Source organism: Baekduia soli (assembly GCF_007970665.1).
Lineage (GTDB): Bacteria > Actinomycetota > Thermoleophilia > Solirubrobacterales > Solirubrobacteraceae > Baekduia > Baekduia soli.
In genome coordinates, this window is record NZ_CP042430.1 from 2,450,459 (window position 1) to 2,465,520 (window position 15,062).

A 15,062-nucleotide genomic window follows, 5' to 3' on the forward strand; every position below is an offset into this window, starting at 1 on the left:
GGCGCCCGGGTCGGCGGTCACCACCGGCAGGTCTGCAGCAGGCCCTGGCCCAGCGCGGTCGAGGGCGGGAAGGGCGCGGTCTGCGCCCGTGCCAGCGTCGCGCGCACCCGGGCCAGCGCCCGCGCGCGCTGCGCGGGCGTCGCCGCCGGGCTGCCCCAGGGCGCAGGGCTGTCGGCGCACAGCGTGGCCGCGTGCAGGCCCTGGCTCAGCACGCCGGCGGGGGCGGCCTCCTCGCGGCGCACCGCGGCCAGCAGGCGCCGCAGCGGCGCGGTGTCGCCCGCGAGCGCCGCGTGCAGCAGCGCCGGGACGCGGCCCAGGCGCGGCACGCCGACGCTCAGCTCGGTCAGCGCGTCGAGGATCGGCGGGCCGAGCGCAGGCCGGCGCGCCACGACGGCGGCCAGGTCGGCGGCGGGGTCCGAACGGCACGGCCGGGTCCTCGCCGCGCACACGGCCCTCAGCACGCGCGCGGTTGCGCGCAGCGGCACGCGCTCCAGCAGCTCGGCGCCCTCCTGCGGGATGACGGAGTCCAGGACGAGCCCGCGCACCCGGTCGGGATGGGCCAGCGCGTAGCGCTCGGCGACCAGCGTGCCGTAGGAGACCCCGCCGAGCACGAGGCGCCGCGCGCCCAGCGCGACGCGCAGGACCTCGAGGTCGTCGACGGTGTCGGCGGTGGCGAACGCGTCGCGCCGGACGCCGAGGGCGCGACCGCAGGCGGCGACGGCGGCCCGGGGCGCCACCGCGAGGTCCGACGTGCCCGCGGCGACCTGCAGCTCCGGGCAGCGCAGCGCGCCGGCGCCCGTGCCGCGCTGGTCGAGCATGACGAGCCGGTAGCCCGCCCGTGCGGTGCCCAGCCGCTGCGCCATCCGCGGGGCGAACGGCCGCCCGGGCTGGCCCGGGCCGCCCGTGAGCAGGACGAGGTCGCCGTGGGGCGCCCGCGCCACGCGCTGGACGGCGACCGCCAGCGTCAGGTGCCGCGGGTCGCCGGCCCGCGGGCCGCGCCGATGCAGCGACACCCGCAGTCTCGAGCAGTCGAAGCCCCGCAGCGCCGGGCAGGCGGCCGGCCGCAGGCGCGGCGCCGGCGCCTGCAGGACCGGGCGCGACGGCCGGGCGCCCGCGGAGGTCGCCGTGGGCGCGGGCGCCCCGCCGCCGCCTCCGCAGCCGGCGACCGCGCCGGCCGCGGCCAGCAGGAGCGCGGCCGTGCGGCGCGCCCGCCTCAGGGTCGTCGCAGGAGGATCCACACCAGGACGGCGGCGAAGCCGATCTGGCCGAAGGTCAGGGCGGTGCCGAAGTTGATCGCCCCGAGCAGCTCGGCGACCGCCGTCACCACGACCACGGTGACCAGCAGCATGAGCAGGTTGCGGATCACAGGCGGTCCTCCAGGAGGGCGATGAGGGCGGGGACGTCGGCCCCGGGGTCGGCGGCGTCCAGCAGGGCGCGCGCCGCGCGGCGCCCGCCGATCGTGCGCAGCCCGCGCTCGCCGTGCTCGACGACGAAGTCGGCCAGCGCGCTGCCACGGCGGGCCGCGGCACGCCGGGCGGCGACGTCCAGGCCCTCGCGGTGGGCGTCGAGCGCCGCCACGAGCTCGTCGATGCCCGAGACGGGGGAGACGGAGGAGACCGCCACCACGCGGGTGTCGCGCGAGCCCGCCGCGCGCAGCGCGGCCGACAGGTCGCGCCGCGCGCGCAGCGCGATGTCGCCCAGGTCGGCCTTGGTGACGACGAGCACGTCGGGGATCTCCATGATCCCCGACTTCAGGAACTGCAGCGCGTCGCCGGAGCCCGGCTGCACGATGACCGCGACGGTGTCGGCCACCTCGCCGACCTCGGTCTCGGACTGGCCGACGCCGACGGTCTCGATGACCACCACGTCGAACGCGGCGGCCAGCGCCTGCGCCGCCGCGCGGGTGGCGGGGGCCAGGCCGCCGAGCCGCTCGCCCGCGGCGGTCGAGCGGATGAAGATCCCGCGGTCCTGTGCGTCGAAGGCGATGCGTGCGCGGTCGCCCAGCAGCGCGCCGCCCGAGCGCCGCGACGACGGGTCGACCGCAAGCACCGCGACGCTGCGCCCGTCGCGCCGCCAGGCCGCGCACAGGGCGCTGAGCAGGGTGGACTTGCCCGCGCCGGGCGGTCCGGTGATCCCGATGACGTGGCCCGGGGCCTCGTGGCCCAGGCGCGCCGGGGCGACCTCGCGCAGGAGCTGCGCGGTGGCCTCGCGGTCGCGCGGGGTGCGGCTCTCCACGAGGTTGAGGACGGCGGGCGCCGCGCTGAGGTCACCCTCGCGCAGGCGCGCGCCCAGATCCTCACCGCCGCTCAGGGCCTAGGCTCCCGCGGCCGCGGCGTGTCGGGAGGCGACCAGGGAGACGATGTCGCGCATGATCGCGCCGAGGTCGAAGTCCTTCGGCGTGTAGACCGCGGCGACCCCGGCCGCCTTGAGCGCCGCGACGTCGGCGGTCGGGATGATCCCCCCGACGACGATCGGCGCGTCCACGCCGCGCTCCTGCAGGGCGGCGACGACGTCGGGGATCAGCTCGCGGTGCGAGCCCGAGAGGATCGACAGGCCGATGACATGCACGCCCTCATGCTCGGCCGACGTCGCGATCTGGGTCGGCGTGAGCCGGATCCCCTCGTAGACGACGTCGAAGCCGATGTCGCGGGCGCGCACGGCGATCTGCTCGGCGCCGTTGGAGTGGCCGTCGAGGCCGGGCTTGCCCACGAGGATCTTCGGCCGCCGGCCGATGGCCTCGCCGAGGCGCTCGACCTCGTCGCGCAGAGCGCCCAGGTCGTCCTCGTCGCGGTCCCCGGCCGCGGCCTCGCCGACGCCGGTCGGGGCGCGGTACTCGCCGAAGGTGTCGCGCAGCGCCTGGGCCCACTCGCCCGTCGTCACGCCCGCCTTGGCGGCCGCGATCGTCGCGGGCATGATGTTCTCGTCGCTCTGCGCCACGCGGCGCAGCTCCTGCAGCGCCGCCTCGACCGCCGCGGCGTCGCGGCCGGACCGCCAGGCCTGCACGGCCTCGCGCTGCTGGATCTCGGTCTCGGGGTCGACGGTCATGATCCCGCCCTCCTCGTCGATGAGCGGCGAGGGATTGGTCTCGGTGTACTTGTTCATGCCGACGACGATCTGCTCGCCGTGCTCGATGCGCCGGATGCGCGCGCGGTGGCTGTCGACGAGCGAGGACTTCATGTAGTCCACCGCCTTGACCGCGCCGCCGTGCTCGGCGACGACGGCCATCTCGGCACGGGCGCCCTCCAGCAGCTCGGCGACGAGGCCGTCCATGACGACCGAGCCCTCGAAGATGTCGGGGTACTCGAGCAGGTCGGTCTCGTAGGCCATGACCTGCTGGATGCGCAGCGACCACTGTTGGTCCCAGGGCCGCGGCAGGCCGAGCGCCTCGTTCCAGGCCGGCAGCTGCACGGCGCGGGCGCGGGCGTTGCGGCCCAGCGTGACGGCCAGCGCCTCGAGGACGATGCGCTGGACGTTGTTCTCGGGCTGGGCCTCGGTCAGGCCCAGCGAGTTGACCTGCACGCCATAGCGGAAGCGCAGCTGCTTGGCGTCGCCGACGCCGTAGCGCTCGCGGCCCAGCTCCTCCCACAGCACGGACATCGCGCGCAGCTTGGCGTGCTCCTCGATGAACCGCACGCCCGCGTTGACGAAGAACGAGATCCGGCCGAAGACCTTGGCCATGAGCTCCGAGCCCGGGCCGCCGACCCGCTCGCCCACGGCGTCGAGCACCGCGATCGCGTTGGACATGCTGTAGGCGATCTCCTGCACCGGCGTGGCGCCGGCCTCCTGCAGGTGGTAGGAGCAGATGTTGATGGGGTTCCACCGGGGGACCTCGGTGACCGTGTAGGCCACCATGTCGGCGATGAGCCGCATGGAGGGCTCCGGCGGGAACGCGTAGGTGCCGCGGGCCAGGAACTCCTTGATGATGTCGTTCTGCGTGGTGCCCTGGAGCGCGGCCGCGTCGACGCCGTTCTCCTCCGCCGTGCCGATGTACAGCGCCAGCAGCCAGGCCGCCGTCGCGTTGATGGTCATCGAGGTGTTCATGGCGTCGAGCGGGATGCCGTCCAGCAGCTCGTGCATGTCGCCCTTGTGGGCGACCGGCACGCCGACCTTGCCCACCTCGCCGCGCGCGAGCTCGTGGTCGGCGTCGTAGCCGGTCTGCGTGGGCAGGTCGAAGGCGATCGACAGGCCCGTCTGGCCCTTGGCGAGGTTGGAGCGGTAGAGCTCGTTGGACTTCCGCGCGGTCGAGTGACCGGCGTAGGTCCGCATCATCCACGGGCGGTCCGGCTCGGGCAGACGGTGCGTCATGGGCGGATCGTACCCGTGCCGATCGCCGCCCGGGCCGCCGGTCCGGGTGCCGGAGCATCGCGCGGGCGGACTCGAGGGCGACCCCGACGGGTAGGGTCCTGGGCGGTGCCCGAACCCCTGCACGAACGAGCGCGCACGTCCCTGCGCCTGCGCGCGCTCGACCTCCGCGACCGCGTCGGCCGCCGGTCCGACCGCCTCGTGCCGCCCCGGCGCCTGGACTTCGTGGGCCATTCGGACTTCGTGGACACCGGCGACGAGTTCCTGCGTCATTTCCGCGAGCTCGGCGCCCTGGCCCGCGACGAGCGCGTGCTCGACGTGGGCTGCGGGATCGGCCGGATGGCCCGCCCACTGGCGGGCTACCTCTCGCCGAAGGGGTCCTACGACGGCTTCGACGTCAACCCCGAGGGCATCGCGTGGTGCCGCGACCGGTATGCCGGGCGCCCGAACTTCCGCTTCGAGCTCGTCGACCTCTTCAACCGCCGCTACAACCCCGCGGGCACCCTCAGCGCCGAGACCTTCGCGTTCCCCTACGCCGACGCGTGCTTTGACCTGGTCATCGCCACGTCGGTGATGACCCACCTGCTCGAGAGCGAGACCGATCGCTACCTCGGCGAGATCGGCCGGGTGCTGGCGCCCGGCGGCCGCCTGCTGGCCACGTGGTTCCTGCTCGACGACCTGTCGCGGCGCGCGATCGCCGACGGTCGTGCGGGGCTCCCGTTCCTCGATCCCGAGCAGCGCGTCGCGGTCGTCAGCGACGACCTGCCCGAGGAGGCCGTGGCCTACGACCGCGGCTGGGTCATGGAGGCCTTCCGCCGCCACGGCCTCGAGCTGGCCTCGATCCACCCCGGCACGTGGCGCGGTGACGACGACGGGTGCAGCTTCCAGGACATCGTCGTGGGGACCAAGACATGAGCATCCATCGCGAGATCGACATCCAGTTCCAGGGCACGCCCCGGACCGTCTGCACGCACTGGATCGACGGCTACGTCGTCGACCCGGGGCCCGAGAGCTCGGTGGCCACGCTGATGGCCGAGCTCGGCGACGAGCAGCCCAAGGCCGTGCTGCTCACCCACATCCACCTCGACCACGCCGGCGCCGCCGGGGCGCTGGTGGAGCGCTGGCCCGACCTCGAGGTCTGGGTGCACCGCAACGGCGCCCCACACGTCATCGATCCCAGCCGGCTCGTCGCCAGCGCGACGCGTCTGTACGGCGACCGCATGGAGGAGCTGTGGGGCCGGATCATCCCGGTCGCCGAGTCCAACGTGCGCGTGCTGGAGGACGAGGGCGCCGCGGCGGGGCTGCGCTGGGCGTTCACCCCCGGCCACGCCAGCCACCACGTCAGCTATCTGCACGAGGCGTCGGGCATCGCGTTCGCCGGCGACGTCGCGGGCGTCCGGATCGGCGACGGCCCGATCCTGCCGCCGACCCCGCCGCCGGACATCGACCTCGAGGCGTGGGAGCGCTCCATCGCGCTGCTGCGATCCTGGAGCCCGTCGGCGGTGGCGATCGCGCACTTCGGCACCTACACCGACGTCGACCGTCACCTGGACGTGCTCGGCGAGGAGCTGCGGCGGCTGGCCGACCTGGCCCGCGTCAGCGACGACGCCGCGTTCCAGGAGGCCGTGCACGCGACGTACGCGGGCGGCGCCGAGGAGGCCGCCTACCAGAAGGCGATGCCGTTGGACACCCTCTTCGGAGGGTTGGCCCGGTACTGGAAGAAGCGCGATACTGCCGGGCAGACATGAGCGGCCAGACCATCGAGCTCCCACGGGTGGACGGCCCCGACGGCGCCCTCGGTGGCGCCTGGCGGGTGATCGTGCGCAACGACGACCACAACACGTTCGACGGCGTGGCGCGGACGCTGGCGCGCTACATCCCCGGCATCACCGTCGAGCGGGGCTTCGAGATCGCCGACCGGATCCACCGGACCGGGCTGGCCATCGTGTGGACCGGCCACAAGGAGCTGGCCGAGCACTACTGGCACCAGCTGCGCGACGCGGGGCTCACGATGGCCCCGCTCGAGCAGGCCTGAAGCAGGCACGGGACGTCGGCGATGTCCGTCATCGCCGCCCCGGGCCCGCGGGCCAGTACGCTGGATTCTCGATGACCGATGCCGGGGGGCACATCGAGTCGGCATCCAGGGCCGTGCGCGAGCAGGACCTGCTGCGCCGCTACCACGAGGGCGGCGATCTCCGCGCCCGCGACCAGCTCGCGGAGGAGATGCTGCCGCTGGCCCGCGCGCTGGCCGGCCGCTACGCCGGGCGCGGGGAGCCGATGGACGACCTCGTGCAGGTCGCGTGCATCGGGATCATGAAGGCGATCGAGGGCTTCGACCTGCGCCGCGAGGTCCGGTTCTCGTCCTACGCGACGCCGACGGTGCTGGGCGAGATCAAGCGCCACTTCCGCGACCGGACCTGGGCCATGCGCGTGCCGCGCGGCATGCAGGAGCTCCAGCTCGAGGTGGCCCGGCGCCGTGACGAGCTCACGGGCACCCTCGGGCGCTCGCCGACGGTCCAGGAGCTCGCCGACGCGGTCGAGGCGCCGTTCGAGGAGGTCCTGGCGACGATCCAGAGCGTCGGCGCCCGCCGGACGCGCTCGCTCGACGAGCCCACGGGCGAGGACATGACGCTCGCCGACTCCATCGGGGGTCGTGACATCGAGCTCGACCGCTCCGAGATGCGCGTGCTGCTCGACGACGCGATGGCCGTGCTGACCTCCCGCGACCGCGAGGTCCTGCGGCTGCGCTTCGAGGAGGACCTCACGCAGACCGAGATCTCCGAGCGCATCGGGGTCTCCCAGATGCAGATCTCGCGCATCATCCGCCAGTCGATCGCCAAGCTGCGGCTCGAGATCGACCGCTCGCCCGCAGGGTAGGGGCCGCGGCGCGCGGGCGTGTGCGGACCATCGCCCCGCACCCGCTTGACACGCTGTCGGGCACCCGGTCGTATGGTGCCCATGCCCATGCCCATGCCCACGGTCCCGAGCGCCGACCCGCGCGACGACTTCGCGCCGTCGGCATGACGATCGCGCCGCTGCCCCGGGGCGACGCCCCGTTCGACCTCGGCGGGGTGCGGCGCGACGCGACGGGCGTCCTGCGCTACACGGGCCTGCACGACTCGCTCGTCGACCTGCTGGCCGACACGGTGGACCGGGTCCCCGCCGCCGAGGCCGTCGCCGAGCTCGGCGGCCGGCGCCTCAGCTACCGGGAGCTGTGGGACGGCGCCGCGCGCGTCGCCGGCGGCCTGCGGGCCGGCGGGGTGCGGCCCGGCGACCGCGTCGCCCTCCAGCTGCCCAACGGCGCCGACTGGGTGCTCGCGTTCTTCGGGATCCTCATGGCGGGGGCGATCGTCGTGCCCGTCAACGTCCGGCTGACGACGGGCGAGATCGCCCGCATCCTCGACGACGCGGGCGCGACCCTCGCGCTCGATGACCCCGGCGCGCCGCTGCCCGACGGCGAGCCCCACCGCCACGAGGGCGCCCGGCCCGAGGACCTGGCCGCGATCTTCTACACGTCGGGGACCACGGGCGCCCCCAAGGGCGCGATGCACACCCACCACGGCGTGCTCTCCAACGTCGAGACGGCCCGCCGCGTCATGGGCCTGGCCGGGGACGAGCCGCTGCGCACGCTCGTGGTCGTCCCGCTCTTCCACGTCACGGGCTGCCACAGCCAGCTGCTCGTCGCCCTGCGCGCCGGCGGCACCGCGGTCATCGACGTCGCATTCAACGGCCCCCGCATGCTCGCGGCGCTGCGCGACGAGGCCATCACGATGCTCATCGCCGTGCCCGCGATCTACCACTACGTGCTCGCTCACCCGGACTTCGACCCGGCCGACGCCGCCCGCGTGCGCCACGTGTTCTACGGCGGCGCGCCGATCGCCCCGGCGCTCGTGGCGCGCATCAAGCAGGGCTTCCCGCAGGCCCGCGTCGCCAACGCGTTCGGCCTGACCGAGACGACGTCCATCGCGACCTACCTGCCCCACGAGTGGGCCGACGAGCACGCCGACTCCGTCGGCTTCGCGGTCCCGCACACCGAGTTCGCCGTGGGCGACCCGGACCCGGCCACGGGCGTGGGGGAGCTGCTCATCCGCGGCGGCGGCGTCTGCGCCGGCTACTGGGACAACCCGGAGGCCACCGCGCAGGCCATCACCGGCGGCTGGCTGCACACGGGGGACCTCGGCCGCGTCGACGAGCACGGCCTGGTCTACGTGATGGACCGCCTGAAGGACATGATCAACCGCGGCGGCGAGAACGTCTACAGCGTCGAGGTCGAGAGCGGCCTGGTCGGCGCGCCCGGGGTCGGCGAGGTCGCCGTGCTCGGCGTGCCCGACGACATGATGGGCGAGAAGGTCGGCGCCGTCCTCGTGCCGCTGGACGGGGCAACGATCGACGTGGACGCCGTGCTCGAGCACGCCCGAGCCCAGCTCGCCGACTTCAAGGTGCCCCAATACGTCGCGATCCGCGACGAGCCGCTGCCGCGCAACCCCGGTGGCAAGGTGCTCAAGGCCGTGCTGCGCGAGCAGACCGACTGGGGCGCGCCGCTGCGCTAGCGGCACGCCCCAGGGTCGATGCGTCAGACGGTGTCGCCGGTCATGCCGGCCTCGGCGTGCCGGCCCTGGCGCTCGAGCTCGGCGTCGAGGTAGCCCTCGGTGACGACGTCGTTCCAGGTGTAGAGCACGGGAACCTGGAAGTAGCCCTGGTTGGCCACGCGGAAGCGCGTGAACTCCGGGCCGTTCCAGTAGCGCTCCCAGTCGCTCTTGTGCTCGAACGTCGCGAGCTGGAGGAACTTGTAGCGGTCGTCGCGGTTGCGATGCACGCCGTAGGACGACGCCCCGTAGCGGAGCGCCAGCGGCGCGATGTCGGCCAGCGCGGCCTCGAGCTTGTCGCCCCGGAACAGCGTCGCGTACCAGGGGATGTGGACGAGCCCGGCCATCAGCCGACCTCGGCGTAGATGGCGCCGGGTCCGTCGGCGGTCTTGCCCTGACCCGCGCTGTCGGCCCCGACCAGGATGGAGATCTTGCCCAAGTGCTTGTTGTCCTTCATGAGCTGGTGGGCCTCGGCGACCCCGTCGAACCCAAGCGTACGCCACAGGACCGGTCGGATCGCGCCCGACTCGATGAGCTCGTTGGCCTTGAGGCATTCGTAGGCGTTGGCGAAGTGCGACCCGATGATCTCCTTCTGCTTCATCCAGAGGTAGCGCACGTCGAAGTCGAGGTTGAAGCCGGTGGTCCCGGCGCAGATGACGACCTTGCCGAACGGCTTGACCGTGAGCACCGAGGTGGGGAACGTCGCGGTGCCCACGTGCTCGAAGACGATGTCGGGCGCGGCGCCCAGCATCTCCTGCACGCGCTGGCCGAAGCGCCGGGACTCCTTGAAGCGCGCCTTCTCCTCCTCGGGCGTCTCGCCGCCCTTGCGCATCATGCCCGCGAACTCGCTGCGGTCGATGTAGTCGACGGCCCCGAGCGACTTGACCAGCTCGCCCTTCTCGGCCGAGTTGACCACGCCGACGCACTCGGCGCCCGCCGCCCGGCAGATCTGGGTGGCGAAGACGCCCAGGCCGCCGGCGGCGCCCCAGATGAGCACGCGCTGGCCGGCCTGCAGGTTGCAGCGCGTCATGAGCATGCGCCAGGCGGTGAAGTAGACGAGGCCATAGCTCGCGGCCTCCTCCCACGTCAGCGCGTGGGGCTTGGGCAGCAGCTGCTGGGCCTGCACCTTCGTGAACTGCGCGAAGGAGCCCCAGGTCGTCTCGTAGCCCCAGATCCGCTGCGACGGGGCGGCCATCGGGTCCAGCCCGTGGACCTCGGGGTCCTCGTAGGAGGCCTGGTTGCAGTGCACGACGACCTCGTCGCCCACCTTCCAGCGCGTCACGCCCGGGCCGACCTTCCAGACCACGCCGGAGGCGTCGGAGCCGCCGATGTGGTGGCCGAACTCGGGGTGGTCGCCGTACTTCATGACCGAGACGGGCTGGCCCAGGGCCGCCCAGACGTTGTTGTAGTTGACGCCGGCGGCCATCACCCGCACGATCACCTCGAACGCGCCGGGCTCGGGTACCTCGATCTCCTCCAGCTTGAAGGCATCCATGGGCTCGCCGAAGCGCTCCTCACGGATGACCCAAGCGGCCATCGTCGCCGGCAGCTCGCCGGGCTGGGTGTCGACGGTGGAGACCTGCGTCACATCAACGGCCATGCAAAAACCCTCTGGAAGTCGGAGTCGTCCCTCGCGGGCCCGGAACTCTACGCCAGGACGGGCCTCCTCGCGCCCTGCTCAGTGGTCCAGGAAGCCCGACCGCTTGAACCAGAACCACAGGATCAGGGCCCCGAGCACCATGCTGCCGACGCCGTAGCCCCAGAAGGCCGCGGCGGAGTCGATGTGGCGCACCAGCGCTCCGAAGTTCTGGCCGAAGAAGCCGGTCACGAACGTCAGCGGCAGGAAGATCGTGGCGACCACGGCCAGCTGCGTGTTGATGTCGCCGAGCCGGTTGGAGACCGTCGACAGGTAGACGTCCAGCGCCCCGGACAGCAGGTCGCGGTAGGAGTCGATGAGCTCGGCGATCCGCAGGAGGTGGTCGTAGATGTCGCGGAACCAGTCCCGGGCGTCGTCGGCCTCCAGGCCCGGCAGCCGGGCCAGGAGATCGCCGCCGCGGGCGAGGACGTCGCGCTGGGGCGTCACGACGCGGCGCAGCTCGATGAGCCGGCGGCGCAGGAGGAAGAGGTGCTGGCGCTGGTCCTCGCGCGGGCGCTCGATCATCTCGTCCATGAGCTCGTCGATCTCGTCGTCCATGGCCTCCAGGACGGGGAAGAAGCTGTCGGTCAGCGCGTCCAGCACGCGGTAGATCGCCTCCTCCTCGGTCTTGGGCGTCTCGGCCTCGATCCGGTGGAAGGCCGAGTGCAGCGCGTCGCAGCGCGAGCGGCGCACGGAGATCATCCAGTGGCCGGAGAGGTGCAGGTGGACCTCGACGGGCCGCCCGTCGCTGTGCACGCCGTAGTAGACGAGCAGCGCCGAGTCGCCGTAGTCGTCGAGCTTGGGCCGCTGGCCGAACTCCAGCGAGTCCTCCACGGCCAGGGGTGCAGGCCGAAGCGGCGGCCGAGCTCGCGGACCTCCTCGGGCGGCGGCGACTCGACGTCGAGCCAGAAGAAGCGATCCGAGCGCAGCAGCCCGTCGAGCTCCGGGTCGTCGAGGCGGTGGAGGACCTTCACCGCCGCATCGTCGCGGCGCCGCAGGACGGAAGGGCGCTGCGCGGGTCAGGCCACGCCGGCGGCCAGCTCGCTGCCGGCGTCGCCCGTCCCGACCTCGGCCTCGGCGGGCTCGGCCGCGGCGGGCGGCGTGCGCGAAGGCACGCCGCGCTCGATGAGCAGCCACGCGGCCGCCGCGCCCGCCAGGGCGACGACCGCCGCGACGCGCAGGCCGTCGTTGAGCGCGTAGAGGAACGCCTGCTGGACGGCGTCGTGCACCGCGCCGGTGCCGCCCGTGGCGCCGGCGCCCAGGCCGTCGGCCAGGTCCTGGCGCCGAGCGGCGGGCACCTGGGGCAGCAGCTGGTCGAGCCGGTGACGGCCGAGGCCGGCGATGAGCGCGCCCATCGCGGCCACGCCGAACGTGCCGCCGACCATCCGGCTCATGGAGAGCACCCCGGAGGCGACGCCGGCCTTGGCCTGGTCGACCGCGTTCATCGCGGCCGTGCTCATCGGGGACATGATCAGGCCCATGCCCAGGCCCATGAGCACGAAGGCGCCGACGAGGAAGCCGTAGGGCGTGTCGACCGCCAGGTGGCCCTGCCAGAACAGCGAGCCGGCGGTCAGCACGAGCCCCGCGGTCATGAGCGGCCGGGGCCCGATGCGGTCGGCCAGCCGCCCGGCGATCGGCCCGGCGAAGATGATCAGCACGGTCGAGGGCAGGAAGCGCACGCCGGCCTGCAGCGGCGTGTAGCCGCGGACGTTCTGGAGGTAGAGCGCGAGGAAGAAGAACATCGCCAGCATCGCGAAGCTGACGATGAACGCCACGATGTTCGCGCCCAGGAACGACCGGTTGCGGAAGAAGCGGAAGTCGACCATCGGGTTGGCGACGCGGGTCTCGAGCACGGCGAAGGCGGTCAGGCCGACGAGCGCCACGATGAGCAGGCCGACGATGCGGCCCGAGCCCCAGCCCCAGGCGTTGGCCTCCACGAGCGCCAGGACGAGGGCGGCGAGGCCGATCGTCAGCGCCGCCACGCCGGGGACGTCGACGGACTGCGCGGAGGTCTCGTCGCGCGACTCGTGCGTCGCGAACAGCGTGACGACGACGGCCACCGCGGCGACCGGCAGGTTGAGGAAGAAGATGGACTGCCAGGAGACGTTCTCCACCAGGAAGCCGCCGACGACGGGCCCGATGGCCAGCGCCAGGGCGGAGACGCCGGCCCAGGTGCCGATCGCCTTGCCGCGCTCGTGAGGCGGGAAGGCGTTGGAGATGATGGAGAGCGTGGCGGGCATCATCAGCGCGGCGCCGATGCCCTGCGTCGCGCGCCCGAACACGAGCCACGCCTCGCTCTGCGAGAAGCCGATGAACGCGCTGGAGGCGCCGAAGGCGACCACGCCGAGCAGGAACATCCGGCGCCGGCCGAAGAGGTCGCCCAGCCGGCCGCCGGTGACCAGCAGGACGGCGAAGCTCAACGTGTAGGCGTTGATCGTCCACTCCAGGCCGCTGATGGAGGCGCCCAGGTCGCGCTGGATCGACGGCAGGGCCACGTTGACGACGGTGTTGTCGAGCATGACCATGAACAACGCGAAGCACATCGCCGCCAGCGTCCACCAGCGGCGGTTGTCCTCGGTGACGAAGCGGGTGCGCAGGGTCGAGGGGGTCACGCTCGGTCCTCCTTGGGGAGGGCGCAGAGGGCATCGTGCAGCCGGGTGCGCTGCTCGGGGCCCAGGCGCTGCGCCCACGCCTCCAGGCCCTGCAGGCGGGCGGTGTCGATGCGGTCGACGACCTCGCGGGCGGCCGCGGTGGCGCCGACGCGCCGCACGCGGCGGTCGTGCTCGTCCTCGCGGCGCTCGACGTAGCCGCGCTGGAGCAGGCCGTCGATCGTGCGGCTGGCGTTGGCCAGCGACATGCCGAGCTCCTCGGCCAGCTCCTTGACGGAGATCTCCTCGCGGCGCTCGGCCAGGACGTGGAGCATCTTCATCTGGGTCATGGAGAGGTCGAGCTCGGCCAGCAGCGCGTAGAGCGACTTCGTCGACCCCGCCAGGATGCTGCGCCACAGCTCGAGCATCGCGGCCGCGACGTCGGCGGCCGACGCCTCGGAGGACGCGCCCGTTGATTGCATGTGCGCAAGTATCGCGCACGCGCCGGCGCCCGCGGGTCAGCGGGTGAACGGCACGACGTGATCGGCCGTGCGGCGGAAGGTGAGCGCCTTGGCGTCGAACCGGTAGTCGCGCTCGCGCAGCTTGGCCGGGCAGCAGAGGTCGTCGCCGGCCGCCCAGACCGGCTCGAGGACGCTCAGCGCGGTGCCGTTGATGCGCAGCGTGGCGCGGTAGAGCGACTGCAGGCGGAACAGCACCTTGAGCTTGGTGTCGCTGCCGCCGGCCGGCTGGCCGTGGGTGCTGAAGACGTAGAGGGCGACGGTGCCCGCCGCGCCGTTGGTCGTCACGAGCACGAGCGCGTCCTGGCGCCCGTCGCCGGTGACGTCGAGGAAGCCGCTGCGCGGGTCGACGATCCCGATCTTCTTCGTCAGCAGGCGCTTGATGCCGGCGCTGGTGCCGGGGTCGTCCAGCAGCGACCGCGTGAAGACCTGCTGGGACTGCGACGGGGCGGCCGGGGCTTCCGTGGGGGCGGCCAGGGCCGCGGCGGATGCGGCGGCGGTGAGGGTCAGGAGCGCGGCGCGGAGGCGCATGGGCCCATGGTGGCGCATCCGGCGGCTGCGCCCTAGGGCTGCAGGAGGTCGTTCTGCGAGCTCGGACGCGGGCGGCCGACGACGATGCGCGCCGCGCGGACACCGTCGCCGCCGACGTGCAGCGTGTACGTGCCCTGCTTGACCTCAGCCTGGACCGAGGCCGTCTCGCGCGGGTTGATCGGCCCGGTCTGCACCGCCTTCTCGCCCGGGCCGCTGCCCGGCCGGTTCACGGTCTCCAGGGTGATCTGCTGGGCGCCCATGGACTGGTTGGTGATCACGAGGGTGACCGGCCCGGCGCCCAGGTGCGCGGGCGAGACGGAGACCGCACGATCGTCGATCGAGGCGCTGAGCACGATCGGCGCGGCCGGCCGCTCGGCGTTGCGGTAGGCGGGCGAGGAGCCGCCGCAGCCGGCGAGGCCCGCCACGAGCAGGCCGCCGGTGACGGCGGCCCGGACAGGCGTCCTGCACAGTGCGGGGCGTGGGCCTCTCATCCTCCTCCTCGGACCCGGCACGGCAGCCTCCCGCGCCCGGCCCGCGGGCAGCCTAGCCGAGCACCACGGCGGGCGCCAACGCCCGCGCCGCGGCCGCCTCAGCCGGCGGGGCCGCCGCTCTGCGCGACGGCTGCACGGTGCTCGCCGTCGATGTCGCGCAGGCGGTCCTGGAGGCGATCCCACGACGCGGCCTCGGCCTCGTCGTAGGCGCGCCCGTCGAGGTCGGCGAGGTCGTCGCGATACGTCGCCCAGGCCTCGCGGACGCGCTCGTCGCGTGTGGTGTCGTGTGGTGCGTAGGTCGTCATGCGGTCCTCCCGGTCCGACTCGCGGTCCATCGGGACGGTACCCGGCCCGACGGTCGGCAACCGCCCCCCCCCGCTGCAACCCGGCGTGTGCGCCGTCCGGCGGCG

At 73.6% G+C, this 15,062-nt stretch carries 17 protein-coding genes; 5 read left to right on the top strand and 12 right to left on the bottom strand.

What is annotated here, in order from left to right:
* Nucleotides 1–17 precede the first annotated feature (17 nt).
* From FSW04_RS11585 to FSW04_RS11595, 4 genes are all read right to left on the bottom strand, one after another.
* Nucleotides 18–1,238: an alpha/beta fold hydrolase gene (locus FSW04_RS11585; protein ID WP_146919361.1), complete on the bottom strand. Its 1,221-nt coding sequence runs from the start codon at nt 1,236–1,238 to the stop codon at nt 18–20.
* Nucleotides 1,214–1,366, bottom strand: coding sequence for a hypothetical protein (locus tag FSW04_RS25920; RefSeq protein WP_187369435.1), 153 nt, complete (start codon nt 1,364–1,366; stop codon nt 1,214–1,216). Before FSW04_RS25920 ends, FSW04_RS11585 begins: the two co-directional genes overlap by 25 nt.
* Nucleotides 1,363–2,235, bottom strand: a complete 873-nt coding sequence (locus tag FSW04_RS11590; protein ID WP_228431168.1) for a GTP-binding protein — start codon at nt 2,233–2,235, stop codon at nt 1,363–1,365. Before FSW04_RS11590 ends, FSW04_RS25920 begins: the two co-directional genes overlap by 4 nt.
* A 78-nt stretch (nt 2,236–2,313) precedes the next feature.
* Nucleotides 2,314–4,305, bottom strand: coding sequence for a methylmalonyl-CoA mutase family protein (locus FSW04_RS11595; RefSeq protein ID WP_228431170.1), 1,992 nt, complete (start codon nt 4,303–4,305; stop codon nt 2,314–2,316).
* Nucleotides 4,306–4,410: 105 nt separating this feature from the next.
* Between FSW04_RS11595 and FSW04_RS11600 the strand changes: the two genes are divergently transcribed.
* The 5 genes from FSW04_RS11600 to FSW04_RS11620 all read left to right on the top strand — a co-directional run bounded on the left by FSW04_RS11600 (nt 4,411) and on the right by FSW04_RS11620 (nt 8,852).
* Nucleotides 4,411–5,217: a class I SAM-dependent methyltransferase gene (locus FSW04_RS11600; protein WP_187369436.1), complete on the top strand. Its 807-nt coding sequence runs from the start codon at nt 4,411–4,413 to the stop codon at nt 5,215–5,217.
* On the top strand, nt 5,214–6,050 hold the full coding sequence (locus FSW04_RS11605; RefSeq protein ID WP_146919367.1) for an MBL fold metallo-hydrolase: 837 nt from the start codon (nt 5,214–5,216) through the stop codon (nt 6,048–6,050). The genes FSW04_RS11600 and FSW04_RS11605 overlap by 4 nt, the downstream gene beginning before the upstream one ends.
* Complete coding sequence (locus FSW04_RS11610) at nt 6,047–6,337, top strand: ATP-dependent Clp protease adaptor ClpS (protein ID WP_146919370.1); 291 nt, start codon at nt 6,047–6,049, stop codon at nt 6,335–6,337. Before FSW04_RS11605 ends, FSW04_RS11610 begins: the two co-directional genes overlap by 4 nt.
* Nucleotides 6,338–6,408: 71 nt before the next feature.
* Entirely contained in the window at nt 6,409–7,179 is a 771-nt protein-coding gene (locus FSW04_RS11615) for a SigB/SigF/SigG family RNA polymerase sigma factor (protein WP_146919372.1), read from the top strand.
* Between the two features lie 143 nt (nt 7,180–7,322).
* Nucleotides 7,323–8,852 carry a class I adenylate-forming enzyme family protein gene (locus tag FSW04_RS11620; RefSeq protein WP_146919374.1) on the top strand — a complete coding sequence of 510 codons (1,530 nt, stop codon included), beginning with the start codon at nt 7,323–7,325 and terminating at the stop codon, nt 8,850–8,852.
* A 23-nt stretch (nt 8,853–8,875) separates the two neighbouring features.
* Here FSW04_RS11620 and FSW04_RS11625 read toward each other — a convergent pair whose 3' ends face one another.
* From FSW04_RS11625 to FSW04_RS11660, 8 genes are all read right to left on the bottom strand, one after another.
* A complete protein-coding gene (locus FSW04_RS11625) occupies nt 8,876–9,235 on the bottom strand; it encodes a hypothetical protein (RefSeq protein ID WP_146919376.1) in 360 nt (119 codons plus the stop codon).
* Nucleotides 9,235–10,488 carry a crotonyl-CoA carboxylase/reductase gene (ccrA, locus tag FSW04_RS11630; RefSeq protein WP_146919378.1) on the bottom strand — a complete coding sequence of 418 codons (1,254 nt, stop codon included), beginning with the start codon at nt 10,486–10,488 and terminating at the stop codon, nt 9,235–9,237. The genes FSW04_RS11625 and ccrA overlap by 1 nt, the downstream gene beginning before the upstream one ends.
* 78 nt (nt 10,489–10,566) lie before the next feature.
* Entirely contained in the window at nt 10,567–11,358 is a 792-nt protein-coding gene (locus FSW04_RS11635; RefSeq protein ID WP_187369437.1) for a magnesium transporter CorA family protein, read from the bottom strand.
* 185 nt (nt 11,359–11,543) lie between these two features.
* The gene (locus FSW04_RS11640) at nt 11,544–13,136 is read right to left on the bottom strand and encodes an MFS transporter (RefSeq protein ID WP_146919382.1); all 1,593 of its coding nucleotides are present in this window, start codon (nt 13,134–13,136) and stop codon (nt 11,544–11,546) included.
* A complete protein-coding gene (locus FSW04_RS11645; RefSeq protein WP_146919384.1) occupies nt 13,133–13,594 on the bottom strand; it encodes a MarR family winged helix-turn-helix transcriptional regulator in 462 nt (153 codons plus the stop codon). Before FSW04_RS11645 ends, FSW04_RS11640 begins: the two co-directional genes overlap by 4 nt.
* 36 nt (nt 13,595–13,630) lie before the next feature.
* Nucleotides 13,631–14,161: a hypothetical protein gene (locus FSW04_RS11650; protein ID WP_146919386.1), complete on the bottom strand. Its 531-nt coding sequence runs from the start codon at nt 14,159–14,161 to the stop codon at nt 13,631–13,633.
* A gap of 32 nt (nt 14,162–14,193) precedes the next feature.
* On the bottom strand, nt 14,194–14,586 hold the full coding sequence (locus FSW04_RS11655; protein ID WP_146919388.1) for a hypothetical protein: 393 nt from the start codon (nt 14,584–14,586) through the stop codon (nt 14,194–14,196).
* Nucleotides 14,587–14,750: 164 nt separating this feature from the next.
* Nucleotides 14,751–14,957 carry a hypothetical protein gene (locus FSW04_RS11660; protein WP_146919390.1) on the bottom strand — a complete coding sequence of 69 codons (207 nt, stop codon included), beginning with the start codon at nt 14,955–14,957 and terminating at the stop codon, nt 14,751–14,753.
* Between the last annotated feature and the right edge of the window lie 105 nt (nt 14,958–15,062).

What these genes read in the sequence shown, in the direction of transcription:
- FSW04_RS11595 (WP_228431170.1), bottom strand. Translation starts at nt 4,305, where the DNA reads ATGACGCACCGTCTGCCCGAGCCGGACCGCCCGTGGATGATGCGGACC.
- FSW04_RS11605 (WP_146919367.1), top strand. Translation starts at nt 5,214, where the DNA reads ATGAGCATCCATCGCGAGATCGACATCCAGTTCCAGGGCACGCCCCGG.
- FSW04_RS11610 (WP_146919370.1), top strand. Translation starts at nt 6,047, where the DNA reads ATGAGCGGCCAGACCATCGAGCTCCCACGGGTGGACGGCCCCGACGGC.
- FSW04_RS11615 (WP_146919372.1), top strand. Translation starts at nt 6,409, where the DNA reads ATGACCGATGCCGGGGGGCACATCGAGTCGGCATCCAGGGCCGTGCGC.
- FSW04_RS11620 (WP_146919374.1), top strand. Translation starts at nt 7,323, where the DNA reads ATGACGATCGCGCCGCTGCCCCGGGGCGACGCCCCGTTCGACCTCGGC.
- FSW04_RS11625 (WP_146919376.1), bottom strand. Translation starts at nt 9,235, where the DNA reads ATGGCCGGGCTCGTCCACATCCCCTGGTACGCGACGCTGTTCCGGGGC.
- ccrA (WP_146919378.1), bottom strand. Translation starts at nt 10,488, where the DNA reads ATGGCCGTTGATGTGACGCAGGTCTCCACCGTCGACACCCAGCCCGGC.
- FSW04_RS11645 (WP_146919384.1), bottom strand. Translation starts at nt 13,594, where the DNA reads ATGCAATCAACGGGCGCGTCCTCCGAGGCGTCGGCCGCCGACGTCGCG.
- FSW04_RS11650 (WP_146919386.1), bottom strand. Translation starts at nt 14,161, where the DNA reads ATGCGCCTCCGCGCCGCGCTCCTGACCCTCACCGCCGCCGCATCCGCC.
- FSW04_RS11660 (WP_146919390.1), bottom strand. Translation starts at nt 14,957, where the DNA reads ATGACGACCTACGCACCACACGACACCACACGCGACGAGCGCGTCCGC.